The 16,761-nt window shown below is 59.8% G+C and carries 15 protein-coding genes; 11 read left to right on the top strand and 4 right to left on the bottom strand.

From position 1 onward, the window contains the following. Positions 1-109 precede the first annotated feature (109 nt). The 6 genes from proB to MSL71_RS06050 all read left to right on the top strand — a co-directional run bounded on the left by proB (position 110) and on the right by MSL71_RS06050 (position 6,682). Complete coding sequence (gene proB, locus MSL71_RS06075) at positions 110-1,249, top strand: glutamate 5-kinase (RefSeq protein ID WP_180137837.1); 1,140 nt, start codon at positions 110-112, stop codon at positions 1,247-1,249. A gap of 68 nt (positions 1,250-1,317) precedes the next feature. Further along, a complete protein-coding gene (locus MSL71_RS06070) occupies positions 1,318-2,574 on the top strand; it encodes a glutamate-5-semialdehyde dehydrogenase (protein ID WP_180137835.1) in 1,257 nt (418 codons plus the stop codon). Positions 2,575-2,611: 37 nt separating this feature from the next. Then, positions 2,612-3,301 (top strand): nicotinate (nicotinamide) nucleotide adenylyltransferase, encoded by a 690-nt coding sequence (gene nadD, locus MSL71_RS06065; RefSeq protein WP_180137832.1) that lies wholly within the window; start codon positions 2,612-2,614, stop codon positions 3,299-3,301. Beyond that, positions 3,298-3,654 carry a ribosome silencing factor gene (gene rsfS / locus MSL71_RS06060; protein ID WP_180137830.1) on the top strand — a complete coding sequence of 119 codons (357 nt, stop codon included), beginning with the start codon at positions 3,298-3,300 and terminating at the stop codon, positions 3,652-3,654. Before nadD ends, rsfS begins: the two co-directional genes overlap by 4 nt. A gap of 337 nt (positions 3,655-3,991) precedes the next feature. After that, on the top strand, positions 3,992-5,521 hold the full coding sequence (gpmI, locus tag MSL71_RS06055) for a 2,3-bisphosphoglycerate-independent phosphoglycerate mutase (RefSeq protein ID WP_425484393.1): 1,530 nt from the start codon (positions 3,992-3,994) through the stop codon (positions 5,519-5,521). A 639-nt stretch (positions 5,522-6,160) separates the two neighbouring features. Then, the gene (locus MSL71_RS06050; protein ID WP_180137828.1) at positions 6,161-6,682 is read left to right on the top strand and encodes a type I restriction enzyme HsdR N-terminal domain-containing protein; all 522 of its coding nucleotides are present in this window, start codon (positions 6,161-6,163) and stop codon (positions 6,680-6,682) included. A 7-nt stretch (positions 6,683-6,689) separates the two neighbouring features. Here MSL71_RS06050 and MSL71_RS06045 read toward each other — a convergent pair whose 3' ends face one another. Further along, positions 6,690-7,784, bottom strand: coding sequence for an AAA family ATPase (locus MSL71_RS06045; protein WP_180137826.1), 1,095 nt, complete (start codon positions 7,782-7,784; stop codon positions 6,690-6,692). Between the two features lie 167 nt (positions 7,785-7,951). Between MSL71_RS06045 and MSL71_RS06040 the strand changes: the two genes are divergently transcribed. Next, the gene (locus MSL71_RS06040; protein ID WP_180137824.1) at positions 7,952-8,602 is read left to right on the top strand and encodes a hypothetical protein; all 651 of its coding nucleotides are present in this window, start codon (positions 7,952-7,954) and stop codon (positions 8,600-8,602) included. A 206-nt stretch (positions 8,603-8,808) separates the two neighbouring features. Here MSL71_RS06040 and MSL71_RS06035 read toward each other — a convergent pair whose 3' ends face one another. Next, a complete protein-coding gene (locus MSL71_RS06035) occupies positions 8,809-9,486 on the bottom strand; it encodes a zinc ribbon domain-containing protein (RefSeq protein ID WP_180137822.1) in 678 nt (225 codons plus the stop codon). Between the two features lie 211 nt (positions 9,487-9,697). Beyond that, a complete protein-coding gene (locus MSL71_RS06030; RefSeq protein WP_180137820.1) occupies positions 9,698-10,375 on the bottom strand; it encodes a YkgJ family cysteine cluster protein in 678 nt (225 codons plus the stop codon). Positions 10,376-10,548: 173 nt separating this feature from the next. Between MSL71_RS06030 and MSL71_RS06025 the strand changes: the two genes are divergently transcribed. The 3 genes from MSL71_RS06025 to MSL71_RS06015 all read left to right on the top strand — a co-directional run bounded on the left by MSL71_RS06025 (position 10,549) and on the right by MSL71_RS06015 (position 14,822). Next, positions 10,549-11,694, top strand: a complete 1,146-nt coding sequence (locus MSL71_RS06025; protein ID WP_180137818.1) for a DUF362 domain-containing protein — start codon at positions 10,549-10,551, stop codon at positions 11,692-11,694. 615 nt (positions 11,695-12,309) lie between these two features. Then, positions 12,310-12,609, top strand: a complete 300-nt coding sequence (locus tag MSL71_RS06020; protein WP_180137816.1) for a hypothetical protein — start codon at positions 12,310-12,312, stop codon at positions 12,607-12,609. A gap of 560 nt (positions 12,610-13,169) precedes the next feature. Beyond that, on the top strand, positions 13,170-14,822 hold the full coding sequence (locus MSL71_RS06015) for an ArnT family glycosyltransferase (RefSeq protein ID WP_180137814.1): 1,653 nt from the start codon (positions 13,170-13,172) through the stop codon (positions 14,820-14,822). A 380-nt stretch (positions 14,823-15,202) separates the two neighbouring features. Here MSL71_RS06015 and MSL71_RS06010 read toward each other — a convergent pair whose 3' ends face one another. Further along, positions 15,203-15,490 carry a DUF503 domain-containing protein gene (locus tag MSL71_RS06010; protein WP_180137812.1) on the bottom strand — a complete coding sequence of 96 codons (288 nt, stop codon included), beginning with the start codon at positions 15,488-15,490 and terminating at the stop codon, positions 15,203-15,205. A gap of 167 nt (positions 15,491-15,657) precedes the next feature. Here MSL71_RS06010 and MSL71_RS06005 point away from each other — a divergent pair, with 167 nt between their 5' ends. After that, positions 15,658-16,575: a metalloregulator ArsR/SmtB family transcription factor gene (locus tag MSL71_RS06005; protein ID WP_180137810.1), complete on the top strand. Its 918-nt coding sequence runs from the start codon at positions 15,658-15,660 to the stop codon at positions 16,573-16,575. Positions 16,576-16,761: the final 186 nt, after the last annotated feature.

Here is a 16,761-nt window from a genome sequence, read left to right as displayed (position 1 = left end):
CGCCAGAGCGCCTCGCAACATGGCCATGTGCTGTACCGAGGACCTGAATCATCGCATATCGCAACGCGATATGGCCTGTTTGATGTTTGACGTTTTGCGAGGCTATCTCATGGATAAAGACCAGAAACGACTTTTTGACCACGCCCGTCGGGTGGTGGTGAAAGTGGGGAGCGGGGTCCTCTCCTTTGACGGGGGGATCAACCACAACGTGGTGGCCTCCATCAGCCGCCAGATGGCTGCCCTGAGCCAGGGGGGACGCGAAATGATCCTCGTCTCCTCCGGTGCCGTGGCCGCAGGGGTCGCCAAGGTGGCCCTGGGGCGCAAGCCCGCCAGCATGCCTGAGAAACAGGCGGCGGCCGCCGTGGGTCAGGCAGGGCTTATCCTTGAGTACGAGCTGCGCTTTGCCGAGGCCGGTCTCAAGGTGGCTCAGGTTCTTCTCACGCGCAACGACCTCTCCCACAGGGGACGCTACCTCAACGCACGGAACACCCTCAATACCCTTCTTGCCTGGGGGGTGGTTCCCATCATCAACGAAAACGACACCGTGGTGACCGACGAGATCCGCTTTGGCGACAACGACAACCTCTCGGCCATGATCGCCCTTCTTCTGGACGCGGACCTGCTCATCAACCTCACCGATATCGACGGCCTGTACGACGGCGATCCCCGGATCAACCCGGATGCCAAACGCCTTGAGATCGTGGACAAGATCACCCCGGCCATTGAAGCCTCTGCCAAGGGGCGTCCCGGCGTCATGGGCACCGGCGGCATGTGGACCAAGATCGAGGCGGCGAAAAAGAGCATGGCCTCGGGCGTTCCCATGGTCATCGCCTGCGGCTCCCGGCCCAAGGTCCTCACCGATCTGTTCCAGGGCGTGGCCCAGGGAACTTTTTTCGTGCCCCGCGCCGACAAGCTGGGAAGCCGGAAACGGTGGATCGGCTTCACCTCCCAGACCTTTGGCGAGGTCACCGTGGACGACGGAGCGGTCAAAGCCCTTGTGGAACGTGGAAAAAGCCTTTTGCCCAGCGGTATTCTCAATGTCTCCGGAAGTTTTGAGGTGGGCGCGGCCGTGGCCGTGTGCGACGCCCGGGGAAACGAGCTGGGACGCGGGCTCACCAACTTTAACGCCGAAGACATCCGGGCCATCAAAGGGCTGAAGACCGACCAGATTGCCGAGCGCCTGGGATCCAAGGAGTACGATGAGGTGATTCACCGGGACAACCTGGTGGTCACGGTCACGGCCCCTTAACGGCGGGTCCGGATACACGGAAGCATCCATTTCATCCTCATTTCATCTGACCAGGGAGTGACAGACCCATGAGCGTAGAAGCGACTATTGTTGAGATGGCCAGGCAGGCGAAAAAAGCGGCCCGTGACGTGGCCGCCGCCACCACGGATCAGAAAAACCGTGTCCTCTTCTCCATTGCCGACAAGATCGAAACCCGGGCAGACGCCATTCAGGCGGAAAACAGGAAAGACATCGAGCGGGCCCGGGAGATGGGCCTGTCCCCGGCCATGATCGACCGGCTTACCATCACGGATGCCACCATTGCCTCCATGGCAGGGGGCCTTCGCGAGGTGGCGGACCTGGCCGATCCCGTGGGCGAGGTCACCTCCACGGAAGAGAGACCCAGCGGCATCAAGGTGTCGCGGGTGCGCATTCCCCTGGGGGTTATCGGCATGATCTACGAGTCCCGCCCCAACGTCACCATCGACGCGGCCGGGCTCTGCCTGAAGGCGGGCAACGCCATTATTTTGCGGGGAGGCTCCGAGGCGTTTCATTCCAACACGGTCCTTGCCGAATGCATTGCCGATGCCCTTACGGAGAACGGCCTGCCCAAAGAGGTTGTACAGCTTATCCCCATGCGGGATCGCGAGGCGGTGAACATCCTGCTCAAGCAGGAAGATTTCATTGACGTCATGATCCCCCGGGGCGGCGAAGGCCTCATCCGGTTTGTGACGGCCAACTCCCTGATTCCCGTGCTCAAGCACTACAAGGGGGTCTGCCACGTCTACGTGGACAAAGAGGCGGACCTGGAAAAAGCCAAAGCCATCTGTGTCAACGCCAAGGTGCAGCGACCCGGTGTCTGCAACGCCATGGAAACCATGCTCGTTCACAAAGAGGTGGCGTCGGCGTTCCTGCCCCTGGTGGGAGAGGCCTTTAAAGAGGCCGGGGTTACCCTTAAAGGGTGTCCCGAAACACGCAAGCACCTGGCCTGGGCCGAAGAGGCCGAGGAATCCGACTGGCCCGCCGAGTACCTGAACCTCACCCTGGCCGTGAAGGTGGTGGACAGCGTGGACGATGCGTTGGACCACATCGCGGCGTACAACTCCGGCCACACCGAGGCCATCGTGACCAAAAACGAGGAGACGGCCAAACGGTTTGTCCAGGGTGCCGACTCGTCTGCGGTCATGGTCAACGCCTCCACCCGGTTTAACGACGGGGGCGAACTGGGCCTGGGCGCTGAAATCGGCATCAGCACCTCCAAGCTCCACGCCTTCGGTCCCATGGGTCTCGAAGAGCTGACAAGCCGAAAATTCGTGGTCTACGGAGACGGTCAGATCAGGGGCTGAAGCCCCGAGAGAGCGGTGGGGAAATAGTCCGGTGGGAATGGAAGAGACAAACAAACAGAGCAGGCCAGGCCAGGTGGTTGTTTTCGGTGGCACCTTCAATCCGGTTCACCTGGCCCACACCCATGTGGTCAAAGAGATCTTGAGACTTCTGGAGCCCGATGGGCTCTATGTGGTGCCTGCGGCGGTGCCGCCCCATAAACCGGGCAAAAAGATCGTTTCAGCCGAGCATCGCATGGCCATGCTGAAGATGGCCATGGCCGGGCTGCCCGTGGTGCTCTCGGACGTGGAGCTGAAGCGCAAGGGCACCTCGTTTACCGTGGACACCCTGCGCACCCTGCGGCAGGAGGTGGGCCCGGAATCGGAGCTCTACCTCACCATGGGGGTGGACGCCTTTTTTGATTTTCACACCTGGCGGGATGAGAAGCTGATTCTCTCCATGGCCGGGATTATTGTGGTGAACCGCCCCGGGACTCCCCACGGCGACCTGCCCGTCGGAGAGCTGCAGAGCTACCTGACGGACCGTATCGATTCCGGATACGCCTGGGACCCGGCGCAAAAGCGCTTCGTGCATCCGACCTTGTGCGGGATCGTACCCCTCTCGGTGACCCTGGTGTCGCCCTTGTCCTCCACGGATGTCCGAACATGCATTGAACAGGGAGACCGTCCGACGGATCTGCTCCACCCGGAAGTTCTCCGATATATCGAAGATAAAGGATTATACAGATGACCCAAGAGCTGGATCCCCGACTCGTCTCCATCATCAAGGCGGTGAAGGGTCGAAAAGCAGAACATATCAAGGTGCTGGACGTGCGCAAGCTCACCTCCTACACCGACGTCTTCATCCTGGCCAGCGCCCGCTCCACACGGCAGGCGGCCGCCATCGGTGAATACATCAAAGTCGAACTGAAGAAAGAGGAGATCAAGCCCATTACCGTGGATGGCCTCGATGAAGGCTCCTGGGTGCTCCTCGATTACGGGGACGTCATCGTCCACGTATTCTATGAAGAGACCCGCGATTATTACGATCTCGACGGGCTCTGGGCAGATGCCGTGGTCATCGACCACGAGGGCATCGAGTAGCCCATGGCGTGACCGGTTGAAAAGGGTGCCTGCGGGCACCCTTTTTGCGTTTGGGACTAAAGCAGGTTGATAGGACATCGGGTATGGGGCCTGGCCTAAACGCTGTGTTGATGATGAATGGGTGACGGCTTTCGAGCCTAAATGGACCGGGGGCTTGCCATCTTCATCACCTGACGACGCCTGAATAACCTACAGCTTACGAGTCGAGCGAAGCCCGGCCCGAAGGCCCTTGCGCTTTGGCCCGAGGAACGAGGGCCAAAGCGCAAGGGCAATCAGCTTTCGAGGTGGCTCACCTCGCCAGGCCTTGCTGAATTGCGATTGAAAAAAGGAGAGACCATTGACGACTGTACGACCCTGCATGCTGATGATACTGGACGGCTGGGGCCTTCGGGACGATGCCGAGGGAAACGCCGTGGCACTGGCAAAGACTCCGAACCTGGACGCCCTTGCGGCGAATTGTCCCACCACCACCCTGGCCTGTGCCGGAGAGGCTGTGGGGCTTCCTGAAGGGATCATGGGCAACTCCGAGGTGGGACACCTCAACCTCGGGGCCGGGCGCGTTGTGTACCAGACCCTCCTGCGCATCGACCGGGCCATTGAGGACGGCAGCTTCTACGACAACGAGACCCTCTCTGAAGCCATGGACGCCGTTAAGGCAAAGGGCACCACCCTGCACCTCATGGGGCTCGTCTCCGACGGCGGGGTCCACAGCCAGCTTACCCACCTCATGGCCCTCGTACGCATGGCCCGTGACAAGGGCATTGAGTCCGTGCGGATTCACGCCATCCTCGACGGCAGGGACACCCCGCCGGACAGCGGCAAGGGCTATATCGAAACCCTGGACGCCTTTCTGTCAGACTTTCCCAACACGCGCATTGCCACCCTCTGCGGCCGGTTCTACGCCATGGACCGGGACACCCGCTGGGAACGCACCGAAGCGGCCTACCGCCTCTACACCGAAGGCGAGGGCATGGCCGAAACCCATGCAGCAGAAGCCGTGGCCCACGCCTATGACCGCGGGGAGACCGATGAGTTTGTCAAGCCCGTGTCCCTGGGAACCGACGGGGGCACCATCACCGACGGCGACGCCGTGATCTTCTTTAACTTCCGCGCGGACCGCGCCCGCCAGATCACCCGGGCCATGACCGTGGACGCATTTGACGGGTTTTCCCGAAAAATCAAGCCCACCCTGGCTTCCTATGTCTGTATGTCCCTCTATGAAGAGAGTTTCGGGCTGCCCATGGCCTTCGGGCCCCAGCACCATGAGGCCATCCTCGGTGAGGTGGTAAGCAAGGCTGGCCTTCCCCAGCTGCGCATCGCCGAGACCGAAAAATACGCCCACGTCACCTACTTCTTCAACGGCGGGGAGGAGAGCCCCTTTGAGCAGGAAGAGCGCTGCCTCATTCCCTCGCCCCGGGAGTTCCCCACCTACGACCTCATCCCCGAGATGAGCGCCGTGGCCGTGGCCGACGAGCTCATCCGTCAGATCGAAGAAAAGGATCACAAGCTCATTGTGGTGAACTTTGCCAACATGGATATGGTGGGCCACACCGGCATCATCGAAGCCGCCGTCAAAGCCGTGGAGACCGTGGACACCTGCGTGGGCCGCGTGGTCGAGGCCTTCAAGGCCAAGGGCGGCGCCCTGCTGGTTACCGCAGACCACGGCAACTCCGAGCAGATGACCGACGGCAACGGAGGGGCCCACACCGCCCACACCCTCAACCCCGTGCCCCTGATCCTCGTGGACGGAACCGGCAACAGCGTCACCCTGAAACCCGGCAAACTCGCCGATGTCGCTCCCACCCTCCTGGATCTCATGGGCCTTGCCAAGCCCGATGCCATGACCGGTGAGTCCCTGATCAGGTAGGGCTAAATAAGCCAATAATTGCCTCCTATGGTTAAAGCCGATTCAAAAAGCGTGCCTCCGGCGGCGAGGTGGAGCCACCTCGAAAGCTGATTGCGCGTACACATTTTCCTTCGTGCCTCAGAAAAATGCGTACGCGCCTTCGGCTCGGGCTTCGCCCGACATAAACGCCGACGGTTTACGCGTGCCGGTTCACAAGCTTCGACCGAACAGGATACGTTGTTGCCACTTGTCCATTGTGAATTTAACCGCACGGCCTCCGGCGGGCAGGGACTACAGGGTCACAAAGGCTCCATCCCTTCGTCTTCAGGGTCGTCACATTTGCTGACGGGCTGCGCCTGTGCCTATGCGAAATCGTCCAGCCAAATACCTTTCATTGTGGTTCCAGAAGAATGAAGTGGGCCTCTTCTGCAAAGACGGTTGCCCTATGTCACACATCACGCGAATGCCCCTGTGGCGATTGCATCATGGTTGCCTTCATGCATTCGCCACAGGGTTCCCAGGTGCCCCCACCTGGCCGCCGGAGGCCTCCTTTTTCCACTCATGTTAACCATAGAAGGCATGTTGTTGGTTTTTCCTTGCAGCTTTCCATTGGCAGGGGTAAATTCCTTGTTTCGCATATTAAACAGGAAGGAGAGGACCATGGCGTTTCTGACAGATCTCGAGTTCATGAAGGATTTCATCACCGGCAACAGGGTTCCCCTTGTGGGGGCTGAGCTCAATCGCCAGCAGGTGGAGCAGTATCTGGTGGAGGTACTTGGTTATGAGAAGGACGCCGTGGAGGTGGATCGGAAGCTTGAGTTCATCGCTGCCGGAGAGCCTTGGAAAACCAAGCTGGACCTTGTGGTCCGCGTGGGGGAGACCCCTGTGATGGTGATCAAGTGCGCGGCAGGTTCCCTGGGGTCCAGGGAAAAAGAGGCGGTTTCTGCCGCCCGTATTGCCTTTGACGTCCCCGTTCCCCTGGCCGTGGTTTCCGACGGCAACACCGCCCTGGTTTTCGATACCCTCACTCGCAAGCAGGTGGGCGAGGGCCTGAGCGCCATTCCCACCCCTGCCCGGGCCGCTGAGATCGCTGCCGCTCCTTCCGAGCCCCTTGCCCCCAAAGAGCTGGACCGCGCCCGCATTGTCTTTCGCTCCTACGACTCCATGAACATCAACCGTTAAGGCGGCGTTACCTCAGCCTCAGGATCCACCGTTTGAAAAGGGGGTCTGCAATGGACCATGAGCCGTTGTGGACCACCTCGTCCCGGGTGAGGAGGGAGTTCAGGGCCCTGGTGGCCTGGGAGGGCGTGGTGAAGCCCACGCGTTGAAGGTTCTGGGATGAGAAGAGCTTTTTCCCCTGGCATTGGGCCACGAGTTTCACGGCCTTTTTCTGGTTGGGGGTCATGGCTTTGAAGAGGTTGATGAACTCGATGGCCCGCCTCTCCAGAATGGTGGCTTCCAGGGCATCCAGCCCCAGGTTTCCGAGACCCTCTTCCCAGAGGTGGTAGAGAAATTCCTGAACATACATGGGGTGGTTTTCGCAGCGCTCCACCACCTCCCGGATGACGGTGTCCGGCAGCGGTTTATTTCCCTTTTCAAACAGCTCTTTTGCCCAGGAGAGAAAGTGGTCCGTGCTGATTTTGGGCAGGGGGTAGCTTGCAGCGAGCTTGTAGAACGCGCGGTTGGTATCGCTGAACATGGACGAGAGCAGGTGGCGCTGGCTGCCTGAGAAGATATAGGCGATGCGTCCATGCCCCTGGATCTCCTTGCGGAGCTTTTTTTCAAAGGCCGGGTCCCCGTAGGCCGTGACCTCCTGGAATTCATCGAACGCCACCACGAGCCGCTCTTTTTCCGAGAGGCTGTGGAGCAGATGGAAGAGTTCCGTGAGCACAGGGCCCTGGTCGCCACCGTGGAAAGAGGGGCTTACCACGGGCAGGCCGTTGACGGGGTCCAGGCTGAACTGGAAGGTGAGGCGGGTCAGTTTCTCCCGGAGCCAGGCCATGGTCCGCTCAATGGGGGAGAGGGTTCGCGTCAGGGACTGGACCACGGAGGTGATAAACTCCTCCACGGTGGTGGTGCCGTACAGGTCGATGTAGTACGGGGTGACGCCGTCCAACTCTCCGAGGACCTTGTGCAGGAGGGATGTCTTCCCGAAGCGCCTGTGGGAGTAGAGGAGTACGTTCTGGGAGTTGCGGATGTAGTGCGTCAGGTCCGAGCACTCTTTGGCCCGGTTGCAGAACGAGGGGGCGCTGGCGATGCCGGTGAAATGAAAAGGGTTCTCCATGATGCCTCCGTTATGATACGCACAATGTGTTACGCATAATGCGTAACACTTTATGCGTAGTGTATATCTGACTGTATTTGATGTCAATGGCGTGAAATATCCGGGTCAGGGGCACATGCCGCCGGGCGGCTCTTTTTACGGTCTCTGACACATGGGGAGGAAAATCCATGGCACGATTTGTGGGGATTGATGTGCAGGTGAAGCGGCCCTGTTGCTACGCCGTCTCCGATGAGGAGGGTGTCATCGTGGACTCCGGGTGGTTCCGGGATGCGCTTTGGATGAAAGAAGAGCTGTTGTGTCGTTTTGGCGGTCACGCTATCCATGTGGCCATCGACGCCTGCAGGGTACCCCTCACCGAGCCTCGGCCCTGGTACTGGGAGCGTTCCAGGGGACAGTGGCGCCCCAAGACCCCTCGGGACAGGGGGTACGGCCGCCACTGCGAGGTGGTGATCAGCGCCCTGGGGCTGGGCAGGCCCCAATGGACCCCCACCCTGGATGCGGCACCGGAGTGGATGAAAGTCGGGTTTTCCCTGTTCCAGGCCCTGGATCCCGTCGCCGTCACCCACGAAGCCTTTCCCTCGGCCATCTACACCCTTTTTCAGGGCAACACCGACATGCGCCTCACCCTCGACTTTTCCCAATTCGCCCCAGGACCCAAGGACATGCTGGACGCCTGCCTGCTGGCTGCCTCCGTGCGTCGATTCGCCGCCGGCCTCGGGGCCGAGGTGGGGGGCGGAGACGGGCTGGGTACCATCATCCTGCCCGGTCCCATCCCCGAGAACAGCATGCCGGAGCTCTTTTGCTGGCCGGGAAAATAGGTAATTCAGGTAATAGGTAATAGGGGATAGGAAAATAGGTTACGGGGAATAGGGAGGCCTCCGGTGGGACCGCCGGAGGCAAAGGCAAACCGAAGCCCTTCCATCCTGCAAACAAAAAGCCCCTCGGCACATCGTCTGTGCAGAGGGGCTTTTTTTGTTGATGCAATGGCGTATGGTTTGAGTGGGGGCAGGGCGTAAAGGGCCGCTTACTGGCCTGCCACCTCTTTGTTGCAGTGCTTGCAGATCTTGGCCTGCTTTTTGATGATCTCTGCGCAGAAGGGGCACTCCCGCGTGAAGCAGCGCGCGTGGATTTTCTTGATGGCCTCGTTGACGGCGTCCTGGAGCTTGGCCATGCCGAACTTGGTGTTGCGTAAGGGGTCGATGGCCTCGGTGTCGGCGAGGTCGCCGAGCATCTCAGCGGCCTTGAGGCGAACCCTGCCTGGTTCGGAGGGGTCCAGGGTCATCTTGAGGAGCTGGACAAGGTCATGGTTCACATAGCAGTCGGCGAGGATGGAGAAGCCGGATTTGATGGCCTGCTCCTGGGCTGCCTGCTGGGCCATGGACTCGTCGGTGATGATCTGGCCTTCCCCGCCCATGTGGCTGAATACGGGCAGAAGCTCGAAATTGTCCGTGCCGGGATAGTTCATGCAGCGGTAGGAAGAGACCTGGCCCACCTGCTCCATGAGCTCGTCCCAGCCCCCCTTGAAGAGCGGGCATTCGTCGTTGAAACAGATAAAGAGAAAGGGCTCGCCCCAGCCGAGGCCGTCCCCGCAGGTAATTTGGGGAACTTCCCAGATTTGCATCTCCTGATTGCAGTGAGGGCACTTGGGTTTTTCAAGTGCCAGGACCCTTTCCAGAGCTTCTTCGCGGGTTTCGATGTTCATCACATTCTCCCTTTCTCGCTGTTGTGAGCATGCGCGCCAATTCGTATCAGAGCTGACCAGCATCGAGCGCATGTCCTGAATGCATATCTTTTTAACCTGCCGTGTCCTACAGGTGTATCATTTAAATTGATGAATCCGATCAGCTTAAATAGTAACTCCCAACGGCTGTTTGTCAATAGGAGGGCCCCATCTTTGATGCGGCGGCCACGCTTTATCCTTTCTGTGCCTGAATTTCCTGCATCATGGCTCCCACGGCATCGCGGTGGGGAGGCGGTACCATGAGGACCTGGGCCGGCCGGTTGGCAACGAAGGCCTCGTTTGGTGGCGTCAGGGTTTCGGCCTCGTGGGTTGTGCGGTTGTCTTCGTTTTCCAGAAGCAGGAGAATGTCGGTGAGGTTGCCGGTGATGCCTTTGTCGTCGGTGTGTTCAATGTATTGCATGAGCACGTTGTTGACGGTGAGGGTCATCTCGTCCATTTCGGCAAAACCTCCGGTTTCGCAGCGGCTCTGGGAGACCATGCTCCGACAGGCAAAGGGGCGGGCCTCGTAGGCCTGGCAGAGGCCCTCTTCGGAGAGAAGGGGACAGGCTCCCCAGCCCGGATCGCTGGGCTCCTCGGGGACGTCGTCACCGGCCATGCACATGTCGGTGAGGCCGTTGATGGTGTACGTTGGAATCTGCCGGGGTTTTTCGGCCTCCTGCCTGACCCCCTCCATGAGATGGGGGGCTTCCCGGTTGATCCAGTCAAAGAGACGCCGCCCTTCCAGGGTGGTGAGGGTGACGTTTCGCGTGCAGCAGGTGGCACAGCCTTTGGCGCAGGCGAGGTTGTTGTCGGCCATTCGGGCCTCGTGGACCGAATAGATAATATCGAGGGTCTTCAGCCGGGCATCCATGAAAAACATCCTCCTGTGGTACGGGTGCTCCGGTGCGGCCGGGCAGGCCGTATCCCGTGTTGAAACATCCCGTTCTCTTACTTGAAGCGGTGTATGGCATGTGGCATAGTGATGGTTTAGCCATCCCCGACCTACAGGTTCTTATCCGATGATGCAACGAAAAAGGAGATCCCATGGCTTCCACCGTCTATCACATTGACCTGCGCGCCACCTTCCAGGAAAGTCTTCCCGAGAAGATCGGTCGCCTGGTCGAGACTGCAGGCCTTGACACCGTGTGCGCCGACCGCGAGCTCACCGCGGTAAAGATTCACTTCGGCGAAAAGGGCAACACCGCCTTTATCAACCCCGTGTTCGTGCGAAAAATCATCGACAAGATCAAGGAGACCGGGGCCTCCCCCTTTCTCACCGACACCAACACCCTCTATGCAGGCACCCGGAGCGACACCCCGTCCCACCTGAACACCGCCGTGGAGAACGGGTTCGCCTACTCCGTGGTGGGAGCGCCGGTGATTATCGCCGACGGGCTCAGGGGCCACAGCGACGAAGAGGTGGTTGTAAACGGCAAGCACGTGGAGACCGCCTATGTGGGAGCGGATATTCACCACGCCGACGCCCTGGTGGTGCTCTCCCATTTTAAAGGGCATGAACTCTCCGGGTTTGGTGGCGCGCTGAAGAACCTGGGCATGGGGTGTGCCTCCCGGCGCGGGAAGCTGGCCCAGCACTCCACGGTGAGCCCCAAAGTGAAGCGGAAGAAGTGCATCGGCTGCGGCATGTGCGCCAGCCACTGCCCGGTTGAAGCCATTGCCCTGGAAGAGATCGACGGCAAGAAAAAAGCGATCATCGACCCCGAGACCTGCATCGGCTGCGGAGACTGCATCATCGTCTGCCCCACGGGTGCCGTGCAGATCCAGTGGAACCAGTCGGTGCCCTCCTTCCTCGAAATCATGATGGAGTACGCCAAGGCCGCCCTGATAGGCAAAGAGGGAAAAACCCTTTTTGTCAGCTTCATCACCGATGTGTCGCCTTTGTGCGACTGCATCGGCCACAGCGACGTGCCCATTGTTCCCAATATCGGCATCCTCGCCTCCACAGACCCCGTGGCCATCGACCAGGCCTGCGTGGACCTTGTCAACGCCCAGGCCGCCAACCCGGGCTCCTGCCTGAAAACCAACACCGCCCCCGGCGACGACAAGTTCAAGGGCCTCCACCCCCACGTGGACTGGCCCCTCCAACTGGCCCACGCCGAAGAGCTCGGCCTGGGCTCCCGGGACTATGAGCTGGTGAAGCTGGAATCCAAAGGGCTGAAGCTTAAAGGGTAAGATTCAGATGTGAACGTGAATATGGAAGTCTTCTATGGTTAAAGCGAGTGGAAAAAGCAAGCCTCCGGCGGCGAGGGTGGCAAAGCCACAATAGCGAAAACACCTCGAAAGCTGATTGCCATTGCGCTTTGCCCTTCGTTCCTCAGCGCAAAGCGCAATGGCCTTCGGCTCGGGCTACGCCCGACATAAACGCTGATGGTTTGTGCGCACTGGATCACAAGCTTCGAAGTAACAGGATACGATGTCGTTGCTTGTCCATTATCGATTTAACCCTACTGCCTTCTGATGGTTAAAGTGGCCAGGAAAAGTCTGCCTCCGGCGGCTAGATGATGATCCCCTGGACCCCAGGTTGCGAAAGCTTCTGTGAAATTGAGCAAAACCTGTTTATCCAACTTTTCAAAAGTTTGGCCCCCGGTAGGGCCGCCGGAGGCATCTTTAACATGGCAGTCTCCGGCGGCAAGGTGGGGGCACCTTGAAACCCTATGGCAGGCTGTCCTTAGGGGCATTCGCGTGAAGGATGACGTTCCACAACGTCTCTACAGAAGAGGCCCATTTCATGTTTCGGGAAACACGATACCCGCTCTTTTGGCGTTTGTCATATAGGGAGGACAGACCATGGTGATGTTCCTGACCGCCGTCGGACTGATTCTTTTTTTCGGCGGGGTGGTGGCTGTTGTGTGTGACCCGCCCCGGAAGATGCTGAAGCTCATTGCCCTGGTGATCTTTTCAGGGGCTGTTCTGATGGGCGGGGCTGCCTATGTTGCGTACCAGCATGAGGCATACCAGGCAAAGCTGGCAGACCCTTGGGGCTCCGTGGAGGAGATCGAGAAGCACTCCCCCATCAAGATCGGGGAGCGGTGGTACCGCATCGAGTTGATCGAAACCACGGGGCCGGATGACCAGGCCATCGAATGAGCCTATTTTTGCGTGCCACTAGGTAGTTCAAAAAAGCCTCCGGCGACCCTGCCGGAGGCAATACGGTTAAAGTCAAACGAACTTCAAATGTCCTTTGTCGTGTTTCCAGAAGAATGAAATGGGCCTCTCCAGCATAAGCCGTTGCCCCATGTCACACATCACGCGAATGCCCTGTGAGCATACGTATAACAGCGACCTTCATGCATTCGCCATAGGGTTAAAAGGTGCCCCACCTTGCCACTGGTGGCAGTGCGGTGAAACCTGCTAAGAAGCAAAATGATGGATGCGTATTCTGTGACTTCGAAGCTTGTAAAGCAGCTGGCATAAACCATCAGCGTTTATGTCTGGCGAAGCCCGAGCCGAAGGCCCTTGCGCTATGGCCCGAGGAACGAGGGACAAAGCGCAAGGGCAATATGCTTTCGAGGTGGCTCCACCTCGCCGCCGGAGGCATGCTTTTTCCGGTGAGTTTGACCATTAGAAGGGGTTGTAAACATGAAGGGAGATGCAATTTGCAGAGGAGTCGGGTACTGAGCAGAGGGTTGTGGGCGGGGTTGGCTTGTGTGGTGGGGTTTATCGCGCTGTTGTGCCTGGTGCCCCCAGTGAGCCGGGACGCCCTGGTGCATCACCTGGCGGTGCCCAAACTCTATCTTAAAGCCGGGGGTATGGTGGAGATCCCCACCATGGAGTGGGCGTACTATCCCATGAACCTGGATGTGCTTTACTGGGCAAGCCTGGCCCTGGGCAGCGACACCCTGCCCAAGTTTATCCATTTTGCCTTTGGCCTGGGCACGGCCGTGCTCTTGTACCGGTACCTGCGCAAGGCCCTGGGCGGTCCCTGGGGGCTGGCCGGGGCTTTTTTGTTTTTGACCACGCCTGTCATCATGAAGCTCTCCACAACGGTGTACGTGGACCTGGGGCTGGCTTTTTTCTCCCTGGCGGCGACCCTGGCTCTTTTTCGGTGCCGTGAAAACGGCTTCTCCGGATGGAAGGGCGTGGCCTGGGCCGGGGTGCTCTGCGGCCTTGGGCTGGGGGTGAAGTACAACGGGCTGCTGGTGCTCATGATCCTGTCTGCCCTGGTACCCCTGATGGTGAGCCGAACCGTGCCCAAAGAGGCACATCGGGATATCAGGGCCATCGGGCTTGCCGCCCTGTTTGTGGTGGCGGCCCTGCTGGCCTACGGGCCCACGGGGATTCGCAACACGGTGTGGACGGGCAACCCTATCTACCCTCTTTACAACGGCACGGTGCAGAAGGTGAGGAAGGCTCTGTTTGAGCCTCCGCCAAAGGCCCCGGTGGCGGCTGTGAAGGCCTCTGCCTCGCCGAAGGAAAAGGGGCCTGGGCGCATGCACCCGCTTCAGGTGCGGCGGCTGATCTATGACGAATCCTCCCTGGACCTGGCCCTGCTGCCCGTGAGGCTTTTTTTTCAGGGACAGGATGGCAACTCTCGGCTCTTTGACGGGCGGTTTTCGCCCCTTCTCTTTCTTTTTGTCCCCCTGATTCTTTTCTGGCGACGCATGCCCGATGCCTGGCGTAGCGATGTGGGTTGCCTCCTGTTTATCTCCTGGATCTATATTGGCCTGGCCATCTGCCTGACGGCGGTGCGGGTGCGGTACCTGGTGCCTGTGGTGCCCCACCTGGTGCTGCTGGCCGTGTACGGGCTGAAACTGTCGATGGATACCCTGGGGCAGGCGACACGGCCCAGGGTGCGACGGGTGGGGCTGGCCTGCCTGGCCCTGTTTGTGGCCTACGGCCTCTTTGTGAACGGAGCCTACGCCGCCTACCTGTACCGCTACGTCAATCCCCTGCCCTATCTGGCGGGGGAGGTGGACCGGGACAGCTATGTGGCCCGGTATCGCGTGGAACATGATGCCTTTCGGTTCGTCAACAAGGCCCTGGCCCCGACGGACCTGCTCTATTTTGTCTACCTGGGAAAGCGTGGCTACTACTGCGATATCCCCTATGTGCCGGACAGCGGGGGGCATTTGCGGGGGCTCCTGAACCGGGGGACGGCACTTCGGTCTGCCGATGAGATGGTTGGTTATTTGAAGGCAAAGGGGATCACTCACCTCGTGATCAACATGTCCATTGTCTGGCCACACCTCACGGAAGATGGACGGCCCGGGGAAGCCGAGGGGTTTGACCGGTTTCTGAAGACCAGGACCCGGTTGCTGTTTCAGAGCCGGGGTGTCTACGTGTTTGAATTAAATGCTTAGGCGTCATGACTCAACGTGCTGTTGCCTCTGCTTTCGGGGGCGCCAGCATATAACCGGAACGTTTTTACGGCTTGTCACGGCGTATCGGAAGGCGGAGACGGAAGCTTTTTTCAAAAAGCGATCCGCTGGAGGCAGTGCGGTTAAATCGGCAATGGGCAAGTAGCGACAACGTATCCTGTGACTTCGAAGCTTGTGAGCCAGCCCGTACAAATCATTAGCGTTTATGTCGGGCGCAGCCCGGGCCGAAGGCCATTGCGCTTTGCCCTGAGGAACGAAGGGTAAAGCGCAATGGCAATCAGCTTTCGAGGTGGCTCACCTCGCCGCCGGAGGCTTGTGTTTGCTTCCGACTTTAACAATAGAAGGCATACGGAATGGCTGTTTCAGACATGAATAATCTCCATCTCCGAACCTGAAAGAACGGCCAGCCCCCAGGCCTCCACCGCGTCCACGATCTTGTCCAGACGGGAGTTGATGAGGCGGGCGTCGTTGCCCACGATGGTGACGCCCACCTCGGCGCTCTGGTGGAGGTCGTTCAGGCCCGTTTCTGCGGCAGCAGCATCAAACTGGCTTCGGATGCGGCCGACGATACCCTTCACCACCTTTCGTTTCTCCTTGAGGCTCGTGACCCCGAACAGCTGAAACTGCAATTTCAGTACGCCCACAACCATGGTGGCCTCCCCTGGGTTTGTGCTGGTGGGTGTGCGTTCTTTTCCTTTTTCCTCACTGGTCATTGGGTACCACAGCCCGTCCTCCAATCCCAAGAAAAATCATTGACAGATAAGGGTTTATCACTGTATTCGAATGTGGTGATATTAACTGACAACGGAGCAAACGGATGAAAGAGATGGCTTCCCTGTTGCGGATCGTGGCCGATGAAACCCGGCTTCGCGTGCTGCGGCTCCTGTCCGAGACCCCCTTGAACGTCACCGAGCTGACCACCATCCTCGGGCTGGCCCAGTCCGGGGTCTCCAAGCAGGTGGGGACCCTCAAGAAAGCCGGGCTGGTGCGGGAGCGCCGGGAAGGGCTGAAAACCTTCTATCGTCTCTCGGAAGAGGGCGAGGTGCCGGAAGAGGGGCGACCCCTCTGGGCTCTGCTCATGGACCGGGTCCGCAGCACCGAGGACAGCCGCCACGACCTGGTGCGCCTGGCCGACGTGCTGGAAGCCCGGGAGGGCGACACCCCCGGACTCCACGAGCGGCTTCTGGCTCCCGGCGAGTCCTGGCACGCCTGGTCCCGCATGATCATGACCCTTTTGCCTACCATGGAACGTGCCGTGGACCTGGGGTGCGGCGGCGGGATCCTCACCGCTGAACTGGCCCGGGCCTGCGACGAAGTGGTGGGCGTGGATATCAGTGGTTCGGCTCTGTCTGCGGCACGGGCCCACGCCGAGCGCGTCGGGCTCACCAACGTGCGGTTCGTGGAAGGGGACATGACGACCCTGGACCTGCCGGACAGCTGCTGCGACGTGGCTGTCCTCTCCCAGACCCTCCACCACCTGCCCGACCCCATGGTGGGCCTTCAGGTGGCGGCACGGCTCCTCAAGGCCGGGGGACGCCTGATCCTCATGGAGCTTCTGCCCCATGACGAGGCCTGGGTCACGGATAAGCTGGGCCACCTCCACCTGGGGTTCGCCGCCACCGACCTGGAGTCCATGATGGAAGATGCAGGCTTTCGGATCACCTCCCTGGAGACCCTCCCTCCCTCACGCAGCGAACGCTTCCGGGCCGTTCAAGCCTGTGCCGTGTGGGAATGAGTGGCAGGAAAAGCTTGCCTCCGGCGGCCAGGGGATAAATCCCCTGGACCCCAGGATCGCACATGCTCCGTCCCTTCGTTCCTCAGGGACGGAGCATGTGCTGACGGATTTGGGAATCTGAGAAAAGCCGGTACACGATGGCACTCGAATAGATTGAAATGACGCTTAAAACCTGTTTGTCAAACT

The organism is Desulfoluna butyratoxydans (assembly GCF_900699765.1).
In the GTDB taxonomy this organism is placed as follows: domain Bacteria; phylum Desulfobacterota; class Desulfobacteria; order Desulfobacterales; family Desulfolunaceae; genus Desulfoluna; species Desulfoluna butyratoxydans.
This window is presented reverse-complemented; position numbering and strand designations above follow the sequence as displayed.